The organism is Actinomyces sp. 565, assembly GCF_010365615.1.
Taxonomy (GTDB): domain Bacteria; phylum Actinomycetota; class Actinomycetes; order Actinomycetales; family Actinomycetaceae; genus Actinomyces.
The window spans coordinates 37,322-60,809 of record NZ_PIZD01000022.1; the positions used below are offsets into that span (position 1 = coordinate 37,322).

A 23,488-nucleotide genomic window follows, 5' to 3' on the forward strand; every position below is an offset into this window, starting at 1 on the left:
CTCGATGCGCTCCTCAAGGCGCGCATTGAAGGGGCCGCCGTAGGGCATACCCAAGTGAGTCTGGAAGGCGTCCTCGTCGACGTAGGCCTCCATGACGAAGAACTTCGCGGGGTCGTCGCTGTGCCGGTAGACGTCGAAGACGCGGTTGCCGGGCTCGCTGCGGACCTTCTCTGCGAAGTCGCAGATCATCTGGGCGACCTCGTCCTCGTAACCGGGTTTGGCGGTGAACTGTGAGTGCAGAATCTTCATGGCTCCTCCTCAGGGCGCATGGGATGCGTTGCGCCGATTCTATGGTGCGCATCACGTTCACGGTAGGGCCGACGGAGATGCGCAGGCATGCAAACGCGTATTGCGCACCGGGGTGCGTCATACTGCCATCTGAGTCGCGCACCGGAGATCGTCGTCCGCCCTCAGCCTCGGGTACGACGTCGCAGGCCGTGAAGCATGCCGTGCGTCATGAACCGCGCGACCGGACGTATAGTCCGCAGCATTCGTCGGGCGGCCGGCGTTTGGGGCACGTACCGCTCGCGCACCGTAAGGCGGCAGGAATGCAGCCCCGTTGAGGTGAGGACGAACGCCCACGTGAAGTCGAATTCCATCTCATTGCCCACGGGGGCGCTTCCACCCTCACTGGACAGGGTGAGGCAGCGCTCCGGCTCCAGGCGGGCAACAACGAGGGAGATGTTCTCCGCCAGGTCCACCGAGTCACCCACTGTCAGGTTCTGCCACGCCGGGTTGATCGCATCAGTACTGGAGATGCCCACACCGACGAGCTGACACAGCGCATCGAAGGAGTAGAAACCGCCGCGTCCATAGCCCATCTGGACCAGCCAGGGCCAGACCTCGGGCGCGGGCGCACCCAGCACCGTCTCTTGCGTCTCAACGATCTCGGCGTCGGGCAGGAGCTCGTCCCCGGGCAGGGGCTCGGCAGCATCGCCGCGCGGGCGCAGGCGTCCGTTCACATAGGCGACACCAGCTGCGCCTAGGGCGATGGGCACGATCCAGCGGCTGCGCTCGCTCATGAGTTCACCCTCCCACAGGGACAACATTCCCACAAGGACCACAACGCCAAGTCATGGCGGGCGCCGCACACTCAAACTCCGCGGCTGTGCTCGTCTGGCGGCTGCAGGCCCGACGCCCCTTCGCACCCTGGTGCAAGCTTTTGCCCTCTGGTACGAGCTTTTGCGCCCTGGTGTGCAGCAAATTGGCGTACACCAGGGTACAAAAGCTCGCAGTAGGCGGGGCGCCAGGCGCCACGCAAACCGCTCTAAACAGCTCCGTCGGCTCGGACGGCCGATTCTCAGCTCTCAGGCGGCGATCCTCAGTTGGTGGCCTGGGCCATCGCGGTAGCAAACTCGCCGGATCCCGACGAGCTGACGGGCTCATTGTCGTCAATGGTGATGGACTCGGTGATGTCCGTTCCGTCCTTGGCCTGAGCCAGCACATTGGCGTTTGAGGTGCCAAAGACGCTGGCACCGTCAATCTCGGCCGTCTTGCTGAACGGGAGTGCCTCATCACCAAGTTGCTCCTGGCTGATGTTGCCGTTGGCGTCCAGAGCGGTCAGCGTGATGCCTGCGAGGGTTGCTGTGTCGCTGGTGACCTCAAAACGATCATGTGCCTACCCGCGTCGTATCCAGCGGCAACATCGGACTCCTCAGTGGCCTCCTCGGAGGTAACCGACGCTTCCGTCACACTCGTTGAGCCTCCACCGGCAGTGCTTGAGGAGTCCGCGGAGCCTGAGGAGCCGCATGCGGAAAGCGCAAGGGCAGCGACAGCCCCATGATTCCCGGTGCGAAAACCCGGCGCGGCATGGCAGTCAGGGCAGCGAGTCTCCTATGAATCAGGACTGCGAGGACGAGCCGAAATACGCCACCCCCGCTTGCAAAACGGGCTGAGCGCGCAGTCGCCAGGTTGAGCACCGGCCCGCGTCGTACGGCAGTCGCACGTCATCGGACCCGGCGCACGCTTAACAAATCTACCGCCGACCACAAACCGCATGATTCTGCGGATTCACACACTAGTCGCAGGCCACCCGGAGAGCTCCTGCGTGCGGCGAGACCTCCGGCGCACGCAGGAGCAATTCGAGCGGAGCCTGGCGCACCCAGATGAATCCCTTAATTCCGCATCATCTCAACGAAAATCCCTGATCGGCGGAATTCCTGCCACCAGCGTAAGCGTGCGGCACCTATCGCGCGGGCTCCGCCTCGAAGGACGACGAGCGTGCCCACTCGCGCCCCTGTTACTCGACCGCGGCCACAAGCACGAGACAGTCGGCGCAGCAAGCCCCGCCGCCACTTCTACCGATCTCGGCGGTTATAGCTACAGAACTCGGCGAGGGGAGAGGGAGGCGCCGCGCAGGCCGACGCCGGGGCGCTCGGCGGGGCTCGCCTGGGCCCGCCCCTCGGGGGAGACCAGGGGCTCCTGAGCGGCGTCCACCCGCGCGACAACCACGGGTTCAGCCCTCCCCGCAGAAACCCCGGAGTGTGTCGCCGCCGGAGCATCCGCCAGTTCCCCCGCGCCGGGGCCGCCGGACACTGCTGCCACACCTGCGGCTCCCGCGGCCCCGGCCGCCGCAGTCGCGACCTCCTCCGCATTCGCGTCGGGGTCATCTGCGTCGGTGACCTCCACGGTCAGTGCCGCATCCGCGGGCACCCCCCGGCGCAGCAGCGCCAGCGCCATGGGGCCGTAGTCGACGTGCCGGACCACGGAGGTCACGGCACCAACAGCCCGCTCCCCCAGGCGCACAACCGCCCCCGGCACCGGCAGCTGACCGGTGAAGCCGTCCAGTTGCAGGATCGTCAGGCGCCGCGGCGGACGCCCCAGGTTGAGGGTGCGGGCCACGGTCTCCTGCCCCGGGTAGCAGCCCTTGTTCAAGTGCACGGCGGTACGCAGCCAGTCCAGCTCGTGTGGGATCGTGCGCGCATCCACCTCGCGTCCCCAGCGCGGCCGCCCGGCCTCCACGCGCAGGGCCTCCCAGGCGAGCGACCCGGCCAGACGCCGCCCGGCCGAACCCGGCCCGCGGCCACTCCCGTCGAGGTCACCAGCAGTGTTGGCGCCACCAGTGGCAGCGGCAGCCGCGCCACTAACGAACGCATCCGCAACGGCTCCGACCGCGTCGGCCTGCACCAGCACCCAGGTGGCCCGGTAGCCCGCGCCGGGGTGCGTGCCCTCCACGCCGACGTCATAGCTGGTGCCGCCCTCGACCACGCCCGGCCAGGGATCGCGCCAGGTCGCCACGTGTGCACCCGCGGCCCGGGCGGCCTCCTCCAGGGCCGCGCCGCCCGTGCCGAGCGCAGCCAGCACGGCCACATCCTCCCGCAGGGCCACCTCAACGCGCAGCATGAAACGCATGGACTCCAGGAACTCCACCAGCGCCCGCCCACGGCCGGCCTCGGTGACCAGCAGCAGCAGCTTGCCGTCGTCTACACAGGCCAGGGCATGAGTGATATGCCCCTGGGCGTCCAGCAGCAGCGCCTCCGCCCCACCATCTCCGGGCGTCAGTCGGCTCAGCTCCTGGCTGGACAAAGTGCTCAACCAGCTGAGGCGGTCGGGACCGGACACGGCAACGACGTCCCGGGACAGGGCGGTGGCGGCGCGGCCGGCAAGCAGCGCGTTCTGCTCCCGCAGGGGGTCTTCGTACCGGGCCGGTACCGCAGCATCCAGGTCGGTCGCGGGGTTGGCGACGACGTCGGTGCGGGACAGCAGAGGACTGCGGCGCATCAGACGGAGGCCCCCGTGGTCGGCGACTGAGTGTCGGTCGGCGGTGGTGCGTCCTGCACCGCGGAAGAACCCCCGGCTGCGACCGCCTCGGCGGCGCGCGTAGCCTCGTCGGCGGCGATGGCCTCGCGCAGGGCAGCACCGGGGTCGGTCTCCCCCGCCTCCTCCACCCGGCCCAGGCGACCGGAGGCGTAGGACTGCGCCTCCGCCTGGCCAAATGCAGCCATGTCCTGGGTCCACAGGAGCTCCCCGCCCACCAGGCCGAACATGCGACTCATTTCCGTCACGGAGGCAGCGGTGCGAGTGCGGCCCACCGCCTGGGTGCCCACCTGGGCGCGCGGCCCCTGAATCCAGCCCTCCCACACGCCGACGTGTCCGGCCGGATCGGCGGAGACCAGCTCCAGGGAGGTGATCGGGGTCTTCGAGGCGGGGCTGGACGCCCCACCGCCACTGCCGGCCTCTCCGCCGCCGGCCTCTCCGCCGTCATCGGCCGCCTCCGGCATCTCCTGGCCGACCGGCCGCCAGAACGTGGTCTCGGTGGACCAGACCTGCGCGGGGGTCAGGCGTGAGGCTCCCTCCAGCCCGGGCATCTCGAAGTCGAGGTCCTGGCTACGGGTGGCGTCCACGGTCCAGATGGTGGTGGTCTGCCGCAGGTAGGGGCCACCGTCGTGGTCGAAGGTCATCTCCTGGTAGACGGCCTGCTCGGGGACGGTCTCCCCGTAGGTGAGGATGCCGTAGCCACGCCAGGTACCCACCAGCCACGCCAGCGGGTACAGCTCGGGAGAAAGGTCGTCGGGAATCGTGAACGCCATGGGTGCAGGGTACGGCCCGGGCGCCGGGGCCGCTACGGCGCCGCGGTCAGCCCGCGATGAAACCGCCCATGATCCGCGCGATGGCGTACACGGGAGCCCCCAGGGACAGGATCGGAACAATCGCGCTAGCCACTGCGGCCCGCCCGCCGGGAACCCAGCGGTGAGTCCACAGCACCCGGTTGGAGACCGCCATGAGTACGCCGGCGACGAATCCCGCCACCAGGCAGGCTGCGGCCGACTGCAGCGCCGGCTCCGCCCCCACGTGACTGGCACCGAAGAAGCCGACCATGGCCAGTGCTCCGCCGGAGGCACCCGCAACCAGGGCGGGCAGGGTGAAGGTGAGTACCTCCAGCACGGTGGCGCGGACATTCAGGGTGGTCAGCAGGGCGCCGGTGAACAGGGCCAGCGTGCAGGGCACGATGACGGCGGGGTCGGCGATCCCACTGCGCAGGGCGCACCAGCCGGCACCGGAGATCATGACCAGGTTGCCAGTGACCGTGGAGGAGAGGTCCTCCACCAGGTGCGGGCGGCCGTCCCTGCGCGCCATCTGCGCAAGAAAGGCCGCCGGCACGCTGAAGGCCATAACCACGCCGGCCATGCCGAAGTCGTTGGTAATCGCCACCAGCACCGCCGCACACAGGCCGGTCAGCGTGATCACGGCGGTGGCGTCCTGATCGTGCCGGGTGCGCACCAGCGCCGGCCACCCCTGGCCGGTCAGCGGCACCAGCAGGACTACCACGATCAGCCTCACCCACGCGGGCAGGGCCGCGGAGATGGCCAAGAGCACGGGGACCACGGAGGCCACCGCCAGCCGCGTCCAGGCCGGGTCCACCAGCCCCACCTCGATGGGGCGGTTGCCGCCGCGACGGGTCCCGAAGCTGCCGGGGTCCACCATGCCGGGCACATCCTGCGTGTTCACGGTCGCATCGTCCCACACCTGTGACCGGCACACGTAGTCGGGCGACATAAGCCGCTCGTGTAATCCGTTCGCAAATGCGAGTGTGGTTGACTCGGCCCCAGGGTCCACCGGACCGGAAGGAGGCGGCAGCCGTGCGCGTCATCATGTTCACCCGTGAGGACGATGCCACCGCCGTCCTCCCCGCCGTCTCCTTCTTGGAGCACCAGGTCGAGTGCTTGGAGCCGGTGCCGTCCTCCTACGCCGCCGTGGGCGCGGCCGACGTCGTCATGGTCGACGCACGTGAGGACCTGATGCGTGCCCGTGCCCTGTGCCAGCTGCTGTCCGGCCCGATGGACTGCGGACCGATCATTCTGGTGCTGGAGGAGGGCGGCGCCGCCGCCGTCCAGCCGGACTGGGGGGCCTCCGACTTCGTCATGGCGCAGGCCTCACCCGCCGAGCTGGGCGCCAGGCTGCGGCTGGTGCGCGTGCGCGAGTCCGGGCCCGAGCCGATCGCCGATGACCGGATCGAGGCCGGCGACCTGGTCATCGACACCACCGCCTACACCGCCCGCATCCGCGGCACGCTGCTGGACCTGACCTACAAGGAGTTCGAGCTGCTCAAGGCGCTCGCCCTCAATCAGGGGCGGGTGCTGACCCGCCAGGCGCTGCTGGACGAGGTGTGGGGCGAGGACTACATCGGCGGCTCACGCACCGTGGACGTGCACGTGCGTCGGCTACGGGCCAAGCTCGGCACCGAGTACGACCACCTGATCGGCACGGTCCGCAACGTCGGCTACCGCCTGGACACCTCCGAGGAGTAGCAGGGACGACGCCGACGTGCGCTCGCCGGAAGGCCGTCAGGCCTCAGCCGCCCGCGTGGCGGGCTCGGCGACGGCGCCCGCGGAGGCGGGCACGACGTCGTCGGCGTCCCGGTCGGCCTGCGGAAGCTGGTCGCGGCCGAGCCTGGCGGCCCGCCTAGCCGCGGCCTCGGCGCGCAGGCGCTCCTTCTCGCCGCGGTCACGCACCCCGAAGGCGCCGAGCACGTTTGCCGCCAGGGCCACGGCCACGATCGTCACCCCGAAGGCGACCCCGGAGGCCTGGCCGGTCAGCCCCACCAGTGGGCTGGCGATGCCGCCGACCACGAACTGCACGAAGCCCAGCAGCGCCGAGCCGGTGCCGGCCCAGCGGCCGGTGCGTCCAAGCGCCACCGCCGGCAGGTTGCCCATGCAGGTGCCCAGCGCCATCACGTGGATGATGAACAGGGCGACGGTGGCGACCGTGAGCGCCGTGGAGGACACGGGCCCGGTCAGGCGCGTCAGGCAAACCGCGGCGAAGACGAGGTCCACCACGAGGATGCCGATCAGCCCCAGGCGGATCTGCCGCTCCGGCGAGACCCGCCTGGCGAGCGAGCCGCAGGCGGCCACGGTGAGCGTCACCGTCAGGCCGCAGACGGCGAAGACGGCGGTGTAGGCGGCCGTGCTCATGCCGAGCACGCCCTGCAGCATGAATGGGGCGGCGGACAGGTAGGAGGTCAGCAGCGCGTAGACGAGCGCGTTGATACCGATCAGGCGGATGAACACGTGATCCTTGGCGAGCGCACGGGTGCCGTCCACAAGCACACCGAAGCCGCCGTCGTGGCGCTGCTGCGCGGGCAGGGTCTCGGGCACCCAGGCGGCCACCAGCAGCACCAGGATGCCCTGGAAGGCGGCCACCACGCCGAGGATGCCGCGCCAGCCGACCGGGCCGACCAGGGCGCCACCCAGGATCGGGGCGATGACGGGTGCGACGCCCTGGATCGACATCACCAGGCTCAGCGCCTGCGCGGCGGTGATGCCGCGGGAGCGGTCGGAGATGACGGCGCGGCCCAGCACCATGCCGGCGGCACCGCCGAGCCCCTGCAGGAAGCGCGCAATCAGCAGGAAGGCGGCGCTGGGCGCGAGCGCGGTGCCGACGCCGGCGACGAAGGCCAGCGCGCTGCCCCACAGCAGCAGGGGGCGGCGCCCGAAACGGTCGGAGAGCACACCGATGCTCAGCTGGCCCAGCGCCACCCCAACCAGGAAGGCGGTCAGCGTCAGCTGCGTGGTGGAGGCGGACACGCCCAGGTCGGCAGCCATCTGGTTGAAGGCCGGCAGGTAGGCGTCCATGGCCAGCGGGGCGACGGCCGCGAGCGCCGCCAGCGCCACCAGCAGGCTGGGGGCGAAGGAGGTGCGCAGGCCGGCTTCGGGTTCTGGAGTGACCCCCTTCCCCTGCAAGGCAGAGGCGGGTCCGGTCGAAGGGGAGGTGGTCATGGACCGAGATTATGAAACCGTGAGTTGTGAAGTCACGCATGCCGGGTGCGTGAGATCTTGCACCCGCTGCACCTGTGGGGCTCAGCGCGGGGCTCAGTGGAGAAGCGGCCGGGGGCACCCGCGTGCGCATCCGGTCTCCGCTCAGCCAACCAGGGACTCCGACGCGCGCGGCCACCGGATTCACAGGGGCCCCATACCCGGGTTCCGGGCGGCGCACACCCAGGCCCGCGAGGGTTGTGGGCATGTCCAATGCTTCGCTCCCTGACTCCGGTACCGCCCACAGCGAGACCCGGGCGCCGACCGACCGTCTGGGCGTCGCGTCACCAGATCGGCTGCCCGCACCCCGGGCTTCGCGTCCCGGGACGCCGGCCTGTGGACCCACGGCACAACCCGCCTTCGAGCCCGCGGCGCCCCGCCGTCACTCCCGACGGCGCGTCCTCCTGGGCAGTGGCACCCTGCTGGGCGCGGGAGCGGTCAGCACGGCGCTCTGGGCGCTGAACCGGTTCGTCATCGACCACGTGGAGGTCGGCGATGTGGCCGCCTATGAGGCCGCCAACTCCTCCATGTCCGCTACGACTTCCGCCACAGCGGCCACCGACGTCGCCGTCACCGACAACTCCTACACCTCCTCGCTGACCTCGATCGGCATTGAGCAGGTCACCACCGGCTCGGGGGATGACACGGTCACCTACTACGTCGCCGACGTCCAGGTGGCTAACGCCACCGCCCTGCGCAGCGCCTTCGCCAACAACGCCTACGGCACCAACATCACCGCCGTGCCCTCCACGATGGCCACCGAGCACGGCGCCGTGCTGGCGATCAACGGCGACTACTACGGCTTCCGCTCCGACGGCATCTTGATCCGCAACGGCGTCGTCTACCGGGACGAGGGTGTGCGCGACGGCATGGCCTTCTACACCGACGGCCGCGTCGAGGTCTACGACGAGACCAGCACCGACGCCGGTGCGCTCCTGGCGGCGGGCGTGTGGAACACCCTTTCCTTCGGGCCGGCGCTGGTACGGGGCGGCGCCGTCCTGGCCGGCATCGACGCCGTGGAGGTGGACACGAACGTCGGCAACCACTCCATCCAGGGCACCCAGCCGCGCACGGCGCTGGGCGCCGTCGCGGACGGGCACTACGTGTTCGTCGTCGTCGACGGGCGCGACAAGGGCTACTCGCGCGGGGTCACGATGACCGAGCTGGCGCAGATCATGGTGGGCCTGGGCTGCGATTGCGCGTACAACCTCGACGGCGGCGGCTCCTCGACGCTGTGGTTCAACGGCCAGGTGGTCAACCGGCCGTCCAACGGCGGGGAGCGGGAGACCTCCGACATCCTCTACATCGCACAGGGGGCTTGAGATGAGCACGCAGACACGACCCAGCACTGGTTCCTTCCCGCAGCGCCGACTGCGGCCCGAGGCCGCGGCCCAGCCAGTGACTACCCGCGCGCCGGACCGCACGGCGGGATCGGCCGGGGCGGATGAGGCCGGCCGCCGCGGCGGGCCTGCGTCCGGCCCGGGGGTGCAAGCGGCGTCGGGCCGCCCCGCCCGCGTGGGGCTGGTCGTCCTCATGCCCGCCTACCAGCCCGACGGTCGGCTGGTGGAGCTGGTGAGCGAGCTGGTGCGGGAGCTGCCCGGGTGCCGGGTGCTCGTCGTCGACGACGGCTCCGGGCCTCAGTACGCGCAGGTGTTCCGGGAGGCGAGTGCGCGCGGGGCCGAGGTCGTCGGGTATGAGTCCAACCGGGGCAAGGGTGCGGCGCTGCGCACGGGGCTGGCTCAGCTGGCCGAACTGTGGCCGGGGGCGGACGTGGTGTGCGCGGACGCCGACGGGCAGCACCGGCCCGCCGACATCGCGGCAGTGGCACGCCGGGTGCGCGCCACCGGGCATATGACGCTGGGGGTGCGGCGCCTGACCGGGCCGGTGCCCCTGCGCAGCCGGATCGGCAATGCCATAACCTCGCTGGCCTTTCGGCTGAGCACGGGCTGGCGCCTGGGCGACACCCAGACGGGCCTGCGCGGCTACCCGGCCGGGCAGACCGCCTGGCTGGCGGAGGTGCCCGGGGACCGCTACGAGTACGAGCTCAGCGTGCTACTGCGGGCCCACGAGCTCGGGCTGGAGGTGGAGGAGGTGGAGATCGCGACGGTGTACGAGCCGGGCAACGCGTCCAGCCACTTCCGGCCGCTACGGGACTCGGCGCGTGTCTATGCGCCAATGCTGGGTTTCCTCGGGGCGAGCCTGGTGTGCTTCGGCATCGACTGGGTCGGGGTGGTGGCGCTGCACGCAATGACCGGCAACCTGCTGGCGAGCGTGGTAGGGGCGCGGCTGGTGTCCGGGACCGTGAACTTCGTGATGAATCGGCGGGTATTCCACGCGGCGCCCGGCACCGTTTGCCGGACGGCGGTGCGGTACGTGGCGCTCGCGCTGGTGCTACTCGCAGCCAGCTACATGCTGCTGCGGGTGCTGACCGGGATCGGGGTGCCGCTGGGGCTGGCCAAGCTGCTCGGTGACGGGGCGCTGTACGCCGCGAGCTACGTGATCCAGCGGCGGGCAGTGTTCCGGTAGAAGCGGTGTGGCGGTCGCCGCGATGCGCACGCGCGCCCAGACGCACCCACGCCGACCCTCAGATGGTCGCCACGCCACGACGTTGCACGACCCCGGGCCACGTTCCACGACCCTGGTGCACGTTCCACGACCCCCGGGTGGTCGTGGAACACACCCCAAGGTCGTGCAATGTCCCCAAGGTCGTGGAACGAGACGAGCTATTCGTCGCGGGAGCGCTCCAAGCGACGGGGCGGGCGGCCCATTAGCCAGGCGACACCCACACCCACCGCGACGAACCCGGCCAGGCCCGCCAGCTGCCAGCCCCATACGCCCTCCAGGTGCAGCCAGGGCCCATCGATGGCCACGTGCCGGTTCCAGACCACCAGGTACGCGGCCCCCACCCAGCCGCACACCGCCCCGGCGGGCACACCGAGCGCCAGTACGACGGCGGCATGCGCTGCGGTGAGCCGCCGCAGGAACCGCGGCGAGGCCCCCACCGCGTGCATGGTGACCAGGTCACCGCGCAGCTGGGTGCGGGCGAGCAGCAGACTCACCACCAGTGAGAACAAGGCCAACGCCACCAGTACGGCCAGGACGGCGAAGTCTGCCACGCCGCCCCACGGGGGCAGATCCGAGTTGGTGCCCACGGCCACCAGGTCGGTGTGTTCTTCAACTACCCGCCTGGCAGTGGCGGCCTCCGCCGCGGTCAGCGGCCGCGACAGCTGCACCATCTCGCCCACGTATATCGGCGCATCGGTGCCGGTCAGGCCCAGCTCGGCGGCGGTTGCGGACGACACCGTGATGGAGGAGGTCATCCGCGGCAGGAAGTAGGCGTCCCGGGTCTGCGTGTGCTTGATAGTGATAGAGCCTGCGCTGTAGTCCATGAGGCCTACACGCACCGTACCGTCGTCATCAATCCAGGTGGCGTTGTTGACCACCACCCCGCCCGCCTCCAGGACCTGCGCGGCATCCCGCGCCCCGTCCAGACCAGTGGCGCGCAGCGCCTGCCCTTCCATTACGAAGACATCGTCTCCCATCATCCAGGGGGCCGTGATACCCGGGTTGTAGCCCTGGCCCTCAGGCACACAAGTCACCGTATCCGCCAGTCCCAGGGATGCGGCCACGTCCGGCTCGGTGAACTCGGGGCAGCGGGCGCCGGCCGGCGGTTCGACTCTGAGGGTGTGCGCCACGACCTCCGTACGAAAGTCCATTGCGCGAACCGGCACGGATCCGGTGACGGGCAGGCCTGCGTCCTGCAGCACGCTTACGGCGTCGGCCAGGACGGCGGCGTCGAAGTCCTCCGACACCGGTACGCGCGGCCCCAGCGCGAGGCGCCCGGGCGCAACCAGAACCGCGGAGGTGTCGTTGTAGTTGGCGGCGGACGAGGCGACATACACCGTCTGTCCGCAGGCCAGCGCGACCACGACGCCGATCGCCCCTACCACCGGCAGGGCACGCCCCCGGTGAGCGGCGGCGTCTCGGGCGGCCAGGCGCAGCGCCAGCGGCCCCTTGGCCAGCACCGCGATTGCGGCGTCGAGCGCAACCGGGGCCAACACGATCAGCCCCACCGCCCCCAGTAGCAGGGCCGCCACCAGCAGGGGTACGGCCGCACCTCCCGGCAACATGCCGGTTGCCGGCGGCACCTCCTCGGGAACGGCAACAGGCAGGGGCGCTCGCAGCGAGGCGAGGCCGCAGCCGATCGCCGCCGCCAGCAACATCGCACCGCCAAGCAGACGCCACCTGCGGCTGCGACGCGGCCGGTGCGTTTCCGCATCCGCGGGCGGGCGGGAGTGCTTGAGCGCCTCGACCGGTTCCATGCGCGCCACCCGTCGGGCGGGGGCAAGCGTGGCCAGCCAGCCGGCCAAGGCGGCGCCCCCGACGGCAAGCACCGGCAACCACCCCGGCAGCCCCGCGAGCGCCTGCACCTCGGGTTCGAAGATGCGGTAGGCCGCCCAGGCGGCGACGAGTCCGCCACCGGCGCCGAGCACTCCGCCCAGGAAGCCGATGGCGGCCCCCTGCAGCGTGATCGTGCGGGCCAGCTGTCGCGGTGCAGCGCCGGTGGCCGAGGCGAGGGCCAGGGTGCGGCGCTGCTGCTCGGCGGCGACCACGAAGGCGGGGGTGACCAGCCCCAGTAGCAGGCCCGCGGCGGCGGTGCAGGCGATCACGGTCATCACCAGGGCGGTGGCCAGGTAGTCGTCGCTGAGTGCGACCGGATACAGCTCGGAGGCGTCCGGGTAGTTGGTGAGCACGTGGCGGGATACGGCGAACGCCATCTCGCCGTTGAGCTGCTTGGTGGTCTCCCAGGTGACCGGGTCCGGGCCGATGACCAGGAAGTGGGTGTCGACGCCGGCCGGGTCGTCCTGCACCGCCGGCGCCAGCCAGGCCGGAAGCGCCCAGGCGCGGGCGGCATCGTCATCGACCAGGCCGCTGACCCGGTAGGTGCGCAGGGAGTCCTGCTGGACCTCGGCAATGCGTCCGTTGGTGGAGTACCAGCCGTCGAAGGGCGGGGCGATCAGGGCGATCGTCTCGCCGACCTGCACACCGGTGCGGTCGGCCAGGGCGGTGGTGATGACGACGTCGGCGGTGTCAGTCGGGGCGGTGCCGGCGGTCAGCGGAGGCAGCAGGACATCCAGGCCCTCGGCGTCGGCCTCGCGCAGGGTGAAGGTGCCGATTGCGCCGAAGTCCGCGCCCCGCAGGTCCCCCGCCGTGGCCGGCGTGGTCGAGCCCGGCTCAGCGTCGGGGTCGGCCAGGGCGAGCAGGTCCTCCGAGTCCCAGAACTGCAGGACCCAGTCGCGCTCGGGTAGGTAGGCGGCCAGTTCGTCCGCGGTCAGGGGCACGGTCTCCGGCGAGTCCATCCACGGTCCGGGGGCGCCCTCGGGCACCTGCCGGAATGGGGCCTCGGCCGGGTCGACGGCGGTGCCGGTGACGACGGCCTGGGCGCCGTCGGGGATGGAGGCCAGGGCGGCCTGCTGGGTGGGCGGCGTGGACAGCCGCGTCCCCAGAAAACCGACAATCAGTACCAGCGGCGCGGCCACCAGCAGAATCGCCAGCAGGCTGCGGGCCTTGTGGGACAACGCATCGCGCACGGCCAGGCGGACCACGGGGCGCAGAGCCCATAGTCGGGCCGCGTTCACCGCTCCTCCCCCGGTGCGGACAGAAGCTCGTCGACGTCGGCGGGGTCGGAGGCGCCCACCAGGCGGCCGTCGCGCAGGAAGACCGTGCGGTCGGCCCAGGCGGCGAAGCGGGGCTCGTGAGTGACCATGAGCACAGCGACGCCGTCGTCGGCGCGTTCCCGCAGCACACCGATGACGGCGGTGCCGGTAGCGGAGTCGAGTGCGCCCGTGGGTTCGTCGGCGAGCAGCAGGCGCCGCGGTCCGACGATGGCGCGGGCAATGGCGGCGCGCTGGGTCTGGCCGCCGGACATGTCGTCGGGCAGGCGGTCGGCCAGGTCGGACAGGCCGACCTGTTCCAGCGCGGTCAGTGCGGCCGCCAGGGCGCGGCGGGTGGGCCAGCCGTCGAGCTCCAGGGGGAAGGCGACGTTCTCGGCGGCCGTCAGGGAGGGCAGGAGGTTGAAGTCCTGGAAGACGAAGCCAATGGCGCGGCGGCGCACCTCGGCCAGGGCGGCGCGGTCCAGGCCCGCCAGGTCCCGGCCCGCGATGATCACCCGCCCGCTGGTGGGGCTGTCCAGGGCGCCGGCAAGATTCAGGAGGGTCGATTTGCCGGAACCGGATGGCCCCATGACGGCGACGAATTCGCCGGGCGCGACCGTGAGGTCAACGGCGTCCAGAGCGGTGACGGCACGGGCGCCGGTGCCGTGGATCCGGCCGACACCGCGGAGCTCAAGTACGGGCGACGGGGCGTCTTCGCGCATCACGACCGCCGCCCCTCGGCGGCGGCGTGGGCGAGCCGACCCTCGGCGTCGTCGAGCCAGCGCAGCTCTGCCTCGACGGTGAACACGTGATGGTCCAGGACCAGGGCGGTGGCCAGGTCCTCGTCCCCGGCGGCGCGGCGGGAGCGGTTGATCTCGTGGAGGACGGTTTGCGTGGCCTGGCGCTGCTGCTGGATCAGTGCGGCGACGTCGACGTCCGGGGAGGCGGTGGCGAGCGCGAGCTTGATGACGAGTTCGTCGCGTTCCGGGGCGCGGCGGGCCACCGGGCTGGTCCACCAGCGGGCGAGTTCCTCTCGGCCGGCGTCGGTCAGGGTCCAGGCAGCCACGTCCCGGCTGGCGGTGGGCAGCGTCTGCGTTTTGGATGAGGCGGTTGCGGGGGCCGCGTCCGCGGCAACCGGCTCGGCGTCGGAGTTGCGCGGCGTGGAACGCGTCGTTGCCGCCGGGGCGGACGTGGACGCGGCGGAAGCGGTTGCGGAGCCCGGCGCGCCGGAGCCACTCGCGGGCCGACCTGGGTCGAGGCGGGTCACCAGGCCGTCGCGTTCGAGGCGCGCCAGCGTGGTGGCGACCTGGCCGATGTTGAGGGGCCAGGTAGTGCCGGTAGCGGACTCGAAGTCCTTGCGCAGCTGGTAGGTGCCTGCGGGGCCGCGCGCGAGTAGGGCGAGCAGAGCGTGTTTTACGGCCATTCCGGTCTCCTGAGCCGTGAGGGGGACGGCAACCAGCGGTAGTTACCGAGTAATGCTTACTCGGTAAGGCTATCTTCTCGACGCATCGCGCTCAAGCACACGGTGAGGCAACGCCCGAGTGGCCAGTGGACGACCACTCGCAGAGGAAGACAGAGGGACAGGCGGAGGGACTCTGTCACTGGATGCACCACTTTCCCTGCTCCGCCGACCCGCCTCAGACGCACCAGGCGCGAGATCATGCTGTTCGGCGCTTCGCCGAGTGCGGCCGACGCGAGAAAGTGGTGCAATTAGTGACAGCTACGGACAGCTACGCCCCCACGCCCCCTGCCGTGCGGGCCTCACCAGCCCGGCCTCGTAGGCGGCGATCACCAGTTGCGCCGAGACCGGACGCCCCCCGTCAATGCCAGCTTTTGCGCGAGAACGCGGGTTGTTGCGCGTCCGAGGCACGCATTGCCGCTCCGGGTCGGACACGCCCTCGCCAAACAGGCTCACCCTGGTACTCCGCCGGACGACTTCCACGACCTCGGGCCGCACTCCACGACCCCCGTGCGCGTTGCACGACCCCAGGAAGGTCGTGCAACACACCCCAAGGTCGTGCAATACCCCCAGGGTCGTGGAACGTGGATCGGGGACCGGCCCGCCAGCACAGCTCGCGCCGCCCAGTACTGGCACGTCACCCGTGCCGATCTCGGCGGGAGCCGACTGTAGGCCACCAGGCTGACCGACCTCGGCACGTAATTGCTACCGGTCTCGGCGTGTTACAAATGCCGGTCTCGGCGGGAGAGGAAGCGAGGGGCGGCTGGGCGTCAGGCGGGGCGGTAGGTGAAGCGGTCCCAGCCGAGGGCCTCGATCTGGGCGGCCATGCGCTCGCACTCGGCGTCCCAGCCGGGCGCGGACACGGCGAAGTCGCCGGTCGTGCCCTCACCGCGGGCCTGCTGGAGGGCGTAGACGCGGGCGCCGGCGTCATGCACGCGGCGAGCAACCTCAACAGCGTCGGCGGCGGTGACATCCCCGGGGACAACGGTGGTACGCACCTCAAAGTCGACCCCCTTGCCGCCGACGGCCGCATCCACCAGCACCTGCAGGCTCTCCCAAGCCTTGGCAGCAGAGTTGGGGCGGCCGACCACGGCGTCGTAGTGCCCTGGCAGCGCCTTGATGTCGAGGCCCACCCAGTCGGCCAGCCCGCGCCGCACCATGTCGCGCAGGCGGCCCGGATAGGGGCCGGCGGTGTGCAGGCCCACCTGGAAGCCCATTTCCTTGACCTCGGCGGCGGCGTCGGCGAGGGCGTCCTGGCGCAGCGCCTCCCCACCGGTGAGGACGACGCCGTCGAGCAGGCCGCGCCGGCGGGCGAGCAGGGAACGGACCGCGTCCCAGGCGACCACGCCGGGAGTGCGCGTGGGTATGAGGTCCTGGTTATGGCAGTAGAAGCAGTTCCAGGGGCACCCCTGCATGAAGACGGTCGCGACCAGATGGTCGGGCCAGTCGACGGTGGACATGGGCACGAGTCCGGCGATCTGCAGGTCGTCGGCGGGGCGGTGCGCGACGCCCTTCTTGAGAGTCTCAGTCATCGAGTCCGAGGCTCGCTGCGATCTCATCGAGGCGGCGCGTCCTGATCTCACCGCGCCTGGCCGCCTCCGCCTCGGCCTTCAGCGTGTACGCGTACTCCAAGTCATCGATGTAGGACTCAACGGCCTCACGCACATAGAACGTTGCCGGGCGTCCGGTCCGACTCCCCAGGTCATCAAGCCGACGCTTGAGCTCCTCCGGCAGCCGCACGCTCAGAACTGCTGTAGACATGTTTACAGCATAGGAGCCGACCTTCGCTTCCGACAAGCCCAGCCCATATGGCGAGGAGCGACCGTCTTCACATGACGAACCGGCCGTCTCCCAGCCCACATGGCGAGGAACTCAGGGCTCCCTAGACCGAGCGCCGGGGCCCCACCGCCGAAACGGCGGACGCCCCGGCGCCTCTGCGGCCAAGTCGCGAACGGTCCCGGCGATCTCACCGATAGACCGTGGAGCGATGACCGATATCGATCGCGAGGATCACGCAACGCTCATCCTGGACGTCGATGATCACCCGGTAATCCCCGACCCGGAGCCGGAATTGTCCCTTAAGCGGGCCGGTCATCGGCTTCAGGAAGCTCCTCGGCTCGTCAGCCTCCTGGACCTCTCGCAGCTTGCCGACCACACGCGCCTGAACGCTGCGATCGAGTCGGCGCAGCGAATTCTCGGCGCGAGGAGTCAACTCAACGATCCAGTCCGCCACCTACCCCTCCTGCTCCGTTGGAGACCCGGCCCTCAGGCGCTGATGGAGGTCAGGCGTGAGGTGGTGGTGCCGTGGGCGCCAGCGGCAGCCTCGGTGAACATCTGCCGCTCCATGTACTCGCCCTTCTTGCCGATGTTGAAGGACTTCACGGGGCGGAAGTAACCCATGACGCGGGTCCACACCTCGCACTCGACCGGCTCGGCGTCGGGGTGCAGCTCGGCGCACTTGGGGCAGGTGAAGTGCTCACCGGCCAGGTAGCCGTGGGTCGGGCAGATCGAGAAGGTCGGGGTGATGGTGATGTAAGGGGTGCGGAAGGCAGTCAGCGAGCGGCGCACCAGCTCCTTGCAGGCCTGCGCCGAGGAGATGTGCTCGTTCATGTACAGGTGCAGCACCGTGCCGCCGGTGTACTTGGTCTGCAGCTCCTCCTGCATCTCCTGCGCCTCGAAGGGGTCGTCGGTGTAGCCGACGGGCAGCTGGGAGGAGTTGGTGTAGTACGGGTTGGAGTCGGTGCCGGCCTGGAGGATGTCGGGGTAGCGCTTGCGGTCCTCCTTGGCGAACCGGTAGGTGGTGCCCTCGGCGGGAGTGGCCTCCAGGTTGTACAGGTGGCCGGTGGCCTCCTGGATCTCGACCATGCGTCCGCGGACGTGATCGAGGATGCGCACGCACATGGCGTGACCGCGGGGGTCGGTCAGGTCGTAGGCGTCGTGCGTGAAGTTACGGACCATCTCATTCATGCCGTTGACGCCGATGGTGGAGAAGTGGTTGTCCAGCGTGCCGAGCCAGCGCTTGGTGAAGGGGAACAGGCCGGTGTCGATGTGGTGCTGGATCACGGTGCGCTTGAGCTCCAGGGTCTGCGAGGCAATGTCGATGAGGCGGTCCAGGGCCGCCACCAGGGCCTCCTCGTCGCCGGTGTGCAGGTAGCCCAGGCGGGCCATGTTCACGGTGACCACGCCGACGGAGCCGGTCTGCTCGGCCGAGCCGAACAGGCCGTTGCCGCGCTTGAGCAGCTCGCGCAGGTCGAGCTGGAGGCGGCAGCACATGGAGCGGATCATGCCGGGGTCGAGCTCGGAGTTGATGAAGTTCTGGAAGTAGGGCAGGCCGTACTTCGCGGTCATGGTGAACAGCCGGTCGGCGTTGGGGCTGTCCCAGTCGAAGTCCTTGGTGATGTTGTAGGTGGGGATCGGGAAGGTGAAGACGCGGCCGTCGGCATCACCGGTGGTCATGACCTCCATGAAGGCGCGGTTGATCATGCCCATCTCCTCGGCGAGGTCGCCGTAGGTGAAGTCGCACAGCTCGTCGCCGATCAGCGGGTGCTCGTCAGCCAGGTCCGCCGGGCAGGTCCAGTCGAAGGTGAGGTTGGTGAAAGGCGTCTGGGTGCCCCAGCGGGAGGGGACGTTGAGGTTGAAGATGAGCTCCTGCATGCACTGGAGGACCTCGTCGTAGCTCATGTTGTCCAGGCGGACGAAGGGGGCCATGTAGGTGTCGAAGGAGGAGAAGGCCTGCGCGCCGGCCCACTCGTTCTGCAGGGTGCCCAGGAAGTTGACGATCTGGCCTACGGCGGAGGAGAAGTGCTTGGCGGGGCCGGAGGCGATCTTGCCGGGCACGCCGTTGAAGCCCTGCTGGAGGAGGTTCTTCAGCGACCAGCCGGCGCAGTAGCCGGCGAACATGTCCAGGTCGTGGATGTGGATGTCGCCGCTCCGGTGGGCGTCGCCGGCGACCTGCGGGTAGATCTGGCTGAGCCAGTAGTTGGCGATGACCTTGCCGGAGGTGTTCAGGATCATTCCACCCAGGGAGTAGCCCTGGTTGGCGTTGGCGTTCACGCGCCAGTCGGAGCGGTCCAGGTACTCGGTGATGGTGGAGACGGCGTCCACCTGAGGGCGCGAGCCGTGGGCGACAGCGGAGTCGGCAGAGCCCCGGGCCACGAGCTCGGGGTGCGCGGCGGCCAGGTGAGCGGCGGACGGGGTCTGAGTGCTGTCGGACACGGGGGCCTCCAGTGCGGTGTAGATCTTCTTTGAAACCAGCAGGCCGGGCCGGGTCTCAAGGACCCGTCTCGGCGCCGCCAACAGCTTCGACACTACTCCAAGACACCCCTGGATGCGAGCAGGAACGACACCGATGTAACACATCATCTGGGAGAGTTACCCCCTGGCAACCACAACATGTTGTGGTCACAACCCGCACCACATCCGCACCGGCGGCGCCATCAGGCGCGACTGCCGCGCCGCACACTTCCACTTCTTGTGGGTGGCGCAGCTCACACTTTTACGGGCGCGTACACGCGTGTCGCCCCATCGGGCGAGCCACACCAGCCCGCGCGGTCGCAGGTCGGGCCGAAAAGTGTCCAACTCTCGCCACTTTCACCCTGAACTAGCCAAGTCACCACCCAGCCCGTCGCTATTTACCCAGGTCAGGGGCTATTTGCTCGCGGCCCTGCAGGCTGCCATCCACCAAAGTGGCGAGAGATGGACACTTTTGGCCGATGACTCGCAGCCTCGCGCCTTCGACGCGCACCGGCGAACGCCGCCGCCACCCGCGACATGCGCGAGGCCGCGCAAGCGGATGCCGGCAGTCTTTGCGGTACCTGAACCATCCCTGAGGAGTTCCCGCATGACCGCTACGGCGCAACAGCTCTTCCGCTCAGACCTTTTTCGCTACTTCGGCCGCACCGACGCGCCGCTGACTGCGCGCCTCGGTGAGCGCAAGGTGCTGAGCTACCTGTGGGCCTTCCGGCACGCGCAGAGCACCAGCTCACCACCGCTGCAGAAGGCCTACCGGGCGGCATTAAGCCATCTGTCGGCGACGACCTTCATCCAGATTCCCTGGTCAACCAAGATTGGGCCCGGCTTCTATATTGGGCACCGCGGGCGCATCATCATCAACCCCGCCACGGTGATCGGCAGCAACTGCAACATCGCCACGGGTGTCACGATCGGCGCCATCCCCTCCGGCCGCCGCGCGGGCACACCCACCATCGGAGACCGGGTGTGGATCGGCACGAATGCGGTTATCGTCGGCGGGATCACCATCGGCGACGATGTACTGATCGCGCCCGGAGCGCTGGTCAACACCGATGTCCCCTCCGGTGCAACGGTTATCGGCAATCCCGGCGTCATCAAAGAGGGACGGCCCTGTCCGCCGGAGTACATGCAGAACCTGTGGATGGGATGACGCAGGGCATGCGCCCACCTAGCGGAGGCAGACGCCGCCCCCGCAGTGACTGCGGGAGGGGCTTCCAGCCATCGGGCCCCGCGGCCTCAGGCCTCTGAGCTGAGCAGCCGGGCCCGCAGATCATCCAGGGTGGGGCCGTCGAGGCTCCCCAGGCGCCAGAAGGTCCAGCCGTTCGTGCTGGTGCCGCGCACTCGGTACGCGGACGCCGACGGATAGGCGTATGTCTCACTATCAAGCACCATTCTTCCGGCAGTATCCATCACTGCGCGGATCGCCCGCCCGTCATTGCCGACGCCTACCACCTCGTCCCCGACCGTCAGCAGGCCCGCATCCAGCAGGACCTTCATAGTCGCGTTGTTGATGCCGAGTTTGCGCCGCGGGGCGCGGTGGACGTGCCCGTCGGGAGCCGGCCAGATGGCGATGATCTCCTCGGTCAGCGCCGCGGTGCGCTCACGAATGTCATCATCGGTCCATGCGCCCGGATTGTCGCGTAGCAAGTCGCGGGTGGTCAGCAGACCCGTCGTGGCGTCCAGTGCTGTGCGCTTTGCCTCCCAGGAGCCGTTGGAAAGGGAGGAATTCAGGCCCTGGGTGGTGAGCGTCAAGTTGCCGAGGGTGTGGATCAGGTGGTCGCGTTCGGCGGCGGCCTCGTCGGCGCCGCCATCCCAGTGCAGGCGCCACTGCTGTGGCATGAGGTGCTCGATGGTGCAGCTGCCGCGGACGATGGGGGCCTCTGCGCGACGGCGGCCGTCGGGGTATCCGCGGCGGCGGTCCTCAATGGCTTCGAGGACCATGCGCACTCGGGCCTGCGCCAGGGTCCGGTAAATGCGTTCAGTGGCCAGCGCTGCGCGAACTTCCTCATCGTCGGGCCAGTAGGAGACGGAGGCGGTCTGGGACGCGAGCAGCCACTCGACCCGCTCGCCCATGCGTTCAGGCTCGGCACTCGCTTCCCGCAGGAGTTGCTCGACGACGAACCGGTTGAGCCCCGTGGAGGTCTCCTTGACCAGAGCGCGGCGCACGACCCAGCTCTCGACGGCGGCGATCAGCCGACGGCGCTGGGCGCCGGGCACGGTGGGCGCGCCGCCACCGTTGGGGTCCTGCAGCCAGACGATCAGCGGCTTGAGCACGTCCAGGCCGAGCACGTCTGCGCGATAGTTGAACATGGCGATTGGTTCAAGTTCGCCATGCTGGGTGTGGGAGGCGACATCGAGGGTCTCGTAACGCTTTGCCGCAGCGGAGAGGTCCGCGAGTATCCCCATATCGTCGCCACTTGCGAGCGCGAAGCGCTTGAAGGTGGAGAAGGCGGCTCTTGCGGGAGTGACGGCGCGCGTGCGTGCGGCCAGCCACCAGCCGAGGAAGGCGACGGCGCGTGCCTGTTTGACGCGCCCCGCGCTGATCGTCTGTTCCCAGAACGGCGTCTCGAAGCGCTTCCAGTAGTGGTCGTATACGTCCTGGGTTGCGGGCGCGTGCGGGTCGAGGTTCTGGAACAGGAAGTTCTTGACCAGGTCCATCGCTGTCAGCGGCGTGCCGCGGGCGTTGAGGGTCTCGAAGATGGTCTGGGCGTCATCCTCGGCACCCAGGCGGATGACGACCAGGCGCAGCCCGCGGGTGACGACGCCGAGAAGGACCGCTGCACGATTTTCCAGCGCGTCGGAATCCTGCGGATTGATCTCGCCGGTTCCGGTGAGCCAGCCATCAATGACACGTCGGAAATAGGCGTCGGCCTGCGCAAAGCATGTATTGCGGATATCCGTCGGGATATCTCTCGGGGACTCGGCGCGCATGACGGCGGTGTAAGCCTCGCGGTCGCGGTTGGTGGGCCAGACCTTGAATGCGTCCTCGGGGCGGGCGGCGGTGGCGTCATCGTTTCTGGTCAAGCGGGCAGCCGAGGCCGCGAGCGAGTCCAGGCCACAAGCGTCCAGTACGCCGGCGAGGGCGTGAAGCAGGAGTTGCAGGGTGGTCAGCCGCTGCTGGCCGTCGATGATGGTGGCCGCGCGCATCTCCTGGTAGGAGGTCTGGCGGTCCTGGAGGACGACGGCGCCGAGGAAGTGCGGCTCGACCGGGCGTAGGCCGGGGTGAGCGCCCGGCGAGTGCGGGTCGAGCCAGGCCTCGGCGAGGGCGCGAATGTCCTCCCACAGGGGCGCCCACTGGTCCTCCTCGTTCCACACGTATGGGCGCTGGAAGAGCGGTGCATCCAAGCGCATGGTAAGAGCGAAGAGGTCTTGCGGGATCGCGAGTTCGGTGATCATGTGTGTTCCTGGTTGGCGAGGGGAGCGAGCGCCTCGGTACGCGAGGCAATGGCGTCAGCCATAAGGGTGATCTCCCGATCGGGAATCCGGCTGGCGCGAGCGCGGTCGCGCCAAGACTCACCCAGGCGAGCGACACGAGCTATTACTTCCCGAGCCGCCGCATTGGTCAGACCGCAGTCCTCGGCATGCGCCAACAAGGCCTCCGCTTCATCCGGAAACACGTCGGCGCCTACGATAGACGCCGCTCGACCGGCGGCAAGGTCGGGATTGGGGTTGACGTCGAATACAGGGCTGAGGCGCCAAGAACTCCGTTCCATGAGGAAGCCGTGGTTGCGCGGACGATCATCCGTGTTGCCGAAACCGACGGAGAACACGACACGCGCGAAGAGTTCGCGGAAGTCGGCGCGCGGAGAGCGGGACAGGTCGCGGATCGAATCGACGACGTCGAGGAGGAAGGTGGTGGAAACCTGACTCCGCGAACGGGTGAAGTGCGCGGTCCCTACGCGCTGCGGCTTCGATTCAGTGCCGAGAAGGACTTCGACGTCGGTCATCGGGCACGCCGCTTCGTCAGGCTTCCGGCGCGCAGGCGTCCGATGTCTGTGGATAGCGGGTCGACGGCGTCGACTACTTGGTCGAGGATGCCGAGGGCGCGCAGCACTTGGGCGACGGCGCCGAAGGACACGGTGGGATCGCCGCGTTCGATCTTGCGCAGCGTGTCACGACTGATGTCGGCCCGCTCGGAGACCTGTTGGGCGGTCAGCCCCAGCACCATGCGCCAGCCACGGACGTGCTCGCCGAAGGCGGTCATCTGCCGATTGATCCGATAGCCGGGCATGTACACCCCCTTATGGCGTGCGCGATCGTCATGTTGGCAGGTTATGACGGCGAAAGTCGCCGTAATGCCCCTTCCCGCCGCCATCCGGAGGCCCTCACCCGGCCTTGGCGGCCTGACACGGTGCCGCTGCCATCTCCTTGCG

Annotated in this window: 21 protein-coding genes; 4 read left to right on the top strand and 17 right to left on the bottom strand. The window is 69.6% G+C overall.

The annotated features are described in order from the left end of the window. The 6 genes from GZ997_RS04175 to GZ997_RS04195 all read right to left on the bottom strand — a co-directional run. A partial coding sequence (locus GZ997_RS04175) for a putative quinol monooxygenase (protein ID WP_162678968.1) occupies positions 1-249 on the bottom strand: 249 nt, incomplete at its 3' end. Positions 250-410: 161 nt separating this feature from the next. After that, positions 411-1,022 (bottom strand): hypothetical protein, encoded by a 612-nt coding sequence (locus GZ997_RS04180; protein ID WP_162678969.1) that lies wholly within the window; start codon positions 1,020-1,022, stop codon positions 411-413. Positions 1,023-1,321: 299 nt separating this feature from the next. Beyond that, a complete protein-coding gene (locus GZ997_RS12920; protein ID WP_257504883.1) occupies positions 1,322-1,444 on the bottom strand; it encodes a hypothetical protein in 123 nt (40 codons plus the stop codon). An 875-nt stretch (positions 1,445-2,319) separates the two neighbouring features. Continuing rightward, a complete protein-coding gene (locus GZ997_RS04185; RefSeq protein ID WP_162678970.1) occupies positions 2,320-3,720 on the bottom strand; it encodes a folate-binding protein YgfZ in 1,401 nt (466 codons plus the stop codon). Beyond that, positions 3,720-4,529 (bottom strand): FABP family protein, encoded by an 810-nt coding sequence (locus GZ997_RS04190; RefSeq protein ID WP_162678971.1) that lies wholly within the window; start codon positions 4,527-4,529, stop codon positions 3,720-3,722. Before GZ997_RS04190 ends, GZ997_RS04185 begins: the two co-directional genes overlap by 1 nt. A 46-nt stretch (positions 4,530-4,575) precedes the next feature. After that, positions 4,576-5,448, bottom strand: coding sequence for a tellurium resistance protein TerC (locus GZ997_RS04195; RefSeq protein WP_308807127.1), 873 nt, complete (start codon positions 5,446-5,448; stop codon positions 4,576-4,578). 131 nt (positions 5,449-5,579) lie between these two features. Between GZ997_RS04195 and GZ997_RS04200 the strand changes: the two genes are divergently transcribed. Next, the gene (locus tag GZ997_RS04200; protein WP_162678972.1) at positions 5,580-6,248 is read left to right on the top strand and encodes a response regulator transcription factor; all 669 of its coding nucleotides are present in this window, start codon (positions 5,580-5,582) and stop codon (positions 6,246-6,248) included. 36 nt (positions 6,249-6,284) lie between these two features. Here the strand turns inward: GZ997_RS04200 and GZ997_RS04205 are convergent, their stop codons facing one another. Further along, positions 6,285-7,715, bottom strand: coding sequence for a multidrug effflux MFS transporter (locus GZ997_RS04205; protein ID WP_162678973.1), 1,431 nt, complete (start codon positions 7,713-7,715; stop codon positions 6,285-6,287). Between the two features lie 242 nt (positions 7,716-7,957). On the opposite strand from GZ997_RS04205, the gene GZ997_RS04210 reads away from it, so the two are divergent. Beyond that, on the top strand, positions 7,958-9,073 hold the full coding sequence (locus GZ997_RS04210; RefSeq protein ID WP_162678974.1) for a phosphodiester glycosidase family protein: 1,116 nt from the start codon (positions 7,958-7,960) through the stop codon (positions 9,071-9,073). A gap of 1 nt (position 9,074) precedes the next feature. Continuing rightward, positions 9,075-10,277, top strand: coding sequence for a bifunctional glycosyltransferase family 2/GtrA family protein (locus tag GZ997_RS04215; protein WP_162678975.1), 1,203 nt, complete (start codon positions 9,075-9,077; stop codon positions 10,275-10,277). Positions 10,278-10,474: 197 nt separating this feature from the next. Here the strand turns inward: GZ997_RS04215 and GZ997_RS04220 are convergent, their stop codons facing one another. The 7 genes from GZ997_RS04220 to GZ997_RS04250 all read right to left on the bottom strand — a co-directional run bounded on the left by GZ997_RS04220 (position 10,475) and on the right by GZ997_RS04250 (position 19,019). Next, complete coding sequence (locus GZ997_RS04220) at positions 10,475-13,390, bottom strand: FtsX-like permease family protein (protein ID WP_162678976.1); 2,916 nt, start codon at positions 13,388-13,390, stop codon at positions 10,475-10,477. After that, positions 13,387-14,127, bottom strand: a complete 741-nt coding sequence (locus tag GZ997_RS04225; RefSeq protein ID WP_162678977.1) for an ABC transporter ATP-binding protein — start codon at positions 14,125-14,127, stop codon at positions 13,387-13,389. The genes GZ997_RS04220 and GZ997_RS04225 overlap by 4 nt, the downstream gene beginning before the upstream one ends. Then, a complete protein-coding gene (locus tag GZ997_RS04230; RefSeq protein ID WP_162678978.1) occupies positions 14,127-14,828 on the bottom strand; it encodes a helix-turn-helix transcriptional regulator in 702 nt (233 codons plus the stop codon). The genes GZ997_RS04225 and GZ997_RS04230 overlap by 1 nt, the downstream gene beginning before the upstream one ends. Before the next feature lie 806 nt (positions 14,829-15,634). After that, complete coding sequence (locus GZ997_RS04235) at positions 15,635-16,396, bottom strand: anaerobic ribonucleoside-triphosphate reductase activating protein (protein ID WP_162678979.1); 762 nt, start codon at positions 16,394-16,396, stop codon at positions 15,635-15,637. Further along, the gene (locus tag GZ997_RS04240) at positions 16,389-16,625 is read right to left on the bottom strand and encodes a peptidylprolyl isomerase (RefSeq protein WP_162678980.1); all 237 of its coding nucleotides are present in this window, start codon (positions 16,623-16,625) and stop codon (positions 16,389-16,391) included. The genes GZ997_RS04235 and GZ997_RS04240 overlap by 8 nt, the downstream gene beginning before the upstream one ends. Positions 16,626-16,830: 205 nt before the next feature. After that, positions 16,831-17,097 (bottom strand): type II toxin-antitoxin system RelE/ParE family toxin, encoded by a 267-nt coding sequence (locus tag GZ997_RS04245; RefSeq protein WP_161924929.1) that lies wholly within the window; start codon positions 17,095-17,097, stop codon positions 16,831-16,833. Between the two features lie 32 nt (positions 17,098-17,129). Then, positions 17,130-19,019 carry a ribonucleoside triphosphate reductase gene (locus tag GZ997_RS04250; RefSeq protein WP_161925471.1) on the bottom strand — a complete coding sequence of 630 codons (1,890 nt, stop codon included), beginning with the start codon at positions 19,017-19,019 and terminating at the stop codon, positions 17,130-17,132. A 685-nt stretch (positions 19,020-19,704) separates the two neighbouring features. Here GZ997_RS04250 and GZ997_RS04255 point away from each other — a divergent pair. Next, positions 19,705-20,265: a serine acetyltransferase gene (locus GZ997_RS04255; RefSeq protein ID WP_162678981.1), complete on the top strand. Its 561-nt coding sequence runs from the start codon at positions 19,705-19,707 to the stop codon at positions 20,263-20,265. A gap of 86 nt (positions 20,266-20,351) precedes the next feature. Here the strand turns inward: GZ997_RS04255 and GZ997_RS04260 are convergent, their stop codons facing one another. From GZ997_RS04260 to GZ997_RS04270, 3 genes are read right to left on the bottom strand one after another with little or no spacing between them, the layout of a single operon-like run. Next, positions 20,352-22,511, bottom strand: coding sequence for a DUF262 domain-containing protein (locus GZ997_RS04260; protein ID WP_162678982.1), 2,160 nt, complete (start codon positions 22,509-22,511; stop codon positions 20,352-20,354). Further along, a complete protein-coding gene (locus tag GZ997_RS04265; RefSeq protein WP_162678983.1) occupies positions 22,508-23,062 on the bottom strand; it encodes a HipA domain-containing protein in 555 nt (184 codons plus the stop codon). The genes GZ997_RS04260 and GZ997_RS04265 overlap by 4 nt, the downstream gene beginning before the upstream one ends. Then, positions 23,059-23,346, bottom strand: coding sequence for a helix-turn-helix domain-containing protein (locus GZ997_RS04270; RefSeq protein ID WP_162678984.1), 288 nt, complete (start codon positions 23,344-23,346; stop codon positions 23,059-23,061). Before GZ997_RS04270 ends, GZ997_RS04265 begins: the two co-directional genes overlap by 4 nt. Positions 23,347-23,488: the final 142 nt, after the last annotated feature.